The sequence below is a fragment of the Lelliottia sp. RWM.1 genome (assembly GCF_016859735.1).
Lineage (GTDB): Bacteria > Pseudomonadota > Gammaproteobacteria > Enterobacterales > Enterobacteriaceae > Enterobacter.
Genome location: NZ_WLVC01000108.1, coordinates 1 through 2,770 on the forward strand (window position 1 = coordinate 1; position 2,770 = coordinate 2,770).

General features: G+C 53.4%; 2 rRNA genes. Both read left to right on the top strand.

What is annotated here, in order from left to right:
- Nucleotides 1-2,556 (top strand): 23S ribosomal RNA (locus GF617_RS26660); the annotation flags it as partial.
- A gap of 93 nt (nucleotides 2,557-2,649) precedes the next feature.
- Nucleotides 2,650-2,765 (top strand): 5S ribosomal RNA (gene rrf / locus GF617_RS26665).
- The last annotated feature ends 5 nt before the right edge of the window (nucleotides 2,766-2,770 follow it).

A 2,770-nucleotide genomic window follows, 5' to 3' on the forward strand; every position in this document is an offset into this window, starting at 1 on the left:
GCATCTGGTGTGAACTCGAAGAGTAGGGCGGGACACGTGGTATCCTGTCTGAATATGGGGGGACCATCCTCCAAGGCTAAATACTCCTGACTGACCGATAGTGAACCAGTACCGTGAGGGAAAGGCGAAAAGAACCCCGGCGAGGGGAGTGAAAAAGAACCTGAAACCGTGTACGTACAAGCAGTGGGAGCCTCTTTATGGGGTGACTGCGTACCTTTTGTATAATGGGTCAGCGACTTATATTCTGTAGCAAGGTTAACCGAATAGGGGAGCCGAAGGGAAACCGAGTCTTAACTGGGCGTTAAGTTGCAGGGTATAGACCCGAAACCCGGTGATCTAGCCATGGGCAGGTTGAAGGTTGGGTAACACTAACTGGAGGACCGAACCGACTAATGTTGAAAAATTAGCGGATGACTTGTGGCTGGGGGTGAAAGGCCAATCAAACCGGGAGATAGCTGGTTCTCCCCGAAAGCTATTTAGGTAGCGCCTCGTGAATTCATCTTCGGGGGTAGAGCACTGTTTCGGCTAGGGGGCCATCCCGGCTTACCAACCCGATGCAAACTACGAATACCGAAGAATGTTATCACGGGAGACACACGGCGGGTGCTAACGTCCGTCGTGAAGAGGGAAACAACCCAGACCGCCAGCTAAGGTCCCAAAGTCATGGTTAAGTGGGAAACGATGTGGGAAGGCACAGACAGCCAGGATGTTGGCTTAGAAGCAGCCATCATTTAAAGAAAGCGTAATAGCTCACTGGTCGAGTCGGCCTGCGCGGAAGATGTAACGGGGCTAAACCATGCACCGAAGCTGCGGCAGCGACACTATGTGTTGTTGGGTAGGGGAGCGTTCTGTAAGCCGTTGAAGGTGTCCTGTGAGGGGTGCTGGAGGTATCAGAAGTGCGAATGCTGACATAAGTAACGATAATGCGGGTGAAAAGCCCGCACGCCGGAAGACCAAGGGTTCCTGTCCAACGTTAATCGGGGCAGGGTGAGTCGACCCCTAAGGCGAGGCCGAAAGGCGTAGTCGATGGGAAACAGGTTAATATTCCTGTACTTGGTGTTACTGCGAAGGGGGGACGGAGAAGGCTATGTTAGCCGGGCGACGGTTGTCCCGGTTTAAGCATGTAGGCGGAGAGTTTAGGTAAATCCGGACTCTTTTAACGCTGAGGTGTGATGACGAGGCACTACGGTGCTGAAGTAACAAATGCCCTGCTTCCAGGAAAAGCCTCTAAGCATCAGGTAACACGAAATCGTACCCCAAACCGACACAGGTGGTCAGGTAGAGAATACCAAGGCGCTTGAGAGAACTCGGGTGAAGGAACTAGGCAAAATGGTGCCGTAACTTCGGGAGAAGGCACGCTGATATGTAGGTGAAGCCCCTGCGGGTGGAGCTGAAATCAGTCGAAGATACCAGCTGGCTGCAACTGTTTATTAAAAACACAGCACTGTGCAAACACGAAAGTGGACGTATACGGTGTGACGCCTGCCCGGTGCCGGAAGGTTAATTGATGGGGTCAGCGGCAACGCGAAGCTCTTGATCGAAGCCCCGGTAAACGGCGGCCGTAACTATAACGGTCCTAAGGTAGCGAAATTCCTTGTCGGGTAAGTTCCGACCTGCACGAATGGCGTAATGATGGCCAGGCTGTCTCCACCCGAGACTCAGTGAAATTGAACTCGCTGTGAAGATGCAGTGTACCCGCGGCAAGACGGAAAGACCCCGTGAACCTTTACTATAGCTTGACACTGAACACTGGTCCTTGATGTGTAGGATAGGTGGGAGGCTTTGAAGCGTGGACGCCAGTCTGCGTGGAGCCGCCCTTGAAATACCACCCTTTAATGGCTGGTGTTCTAACGTGGACCCGTGATCCGGGTTGCGGACAGTGTCTGGTGGGTAGTTTGACTGGGGCGGTCTCCTCCCAAAGAGTAACGGAGGAGCACGAAGGTTAGCTAATCCTGGTCGGACATCAGGAGGTTAGTGCAATGGCATAAGCTAGCTTGACTGCGAGAGTGACGGCTCGAGCAGGTGCGAAAGCAGGTCATAGTGATCCGGTGGTTCTGAATGGAAGGGCCATCGCTCAACGGATAAAAGGTACTCCGGGGATAACAGGCTGATACCGCCCAAGAGTTCATATCGACGGCGGTGTTTGGCACCTCGATGTCGGCTCATCACATCCTGGGGCTGAAGTAGGTCCCAAGGGTACGGCTGTTCGCCGTTTAAAGTGGTACGCGAGCTGGGTTTAGAACGTCGTGAGACAGTTCGGTCCCTATCTGCCGTGGGCGCTGGAGAATTGAGGGGGGCTGCTCCTAGTACGAGAGGACCGGAGTGGACGCATCACTGGTGTTCGGGTTGTCATGCCAATGGCATTGCCCGGTAGCTAAATGCGGAAGAGATAAGTGCTGAAAGCATCTAAGCACGAAACTTGCCCCGAGATGAGTTCTCCCTGACCCTTTAAGGGTCCTGAAGGAACGTTGAAGACTACGACGTTGATAGGTCGGGTGTGTAAGCGTAGCGATACGTTGAGCTAACCGATACTAATGAACCGTGAGGCTTAACCTTACAACGCCGAAGATGTTTTGGCGGAAGAGACATGATAATCAGCCTGATACAGATGATATTAGCCGGCGAAAGCGGGTTAATGAACAGAATTTGCCTGGCGGCTTTAGCGCGGTGGTCCCACCTGACCCCATGCCGAACTCAGAAGTGAAACGCCGTAGCGCCGATGGTAGTGTGGGGTCTCCCCATGTGAGAGTAGGGAACTGCCAGGCATCAA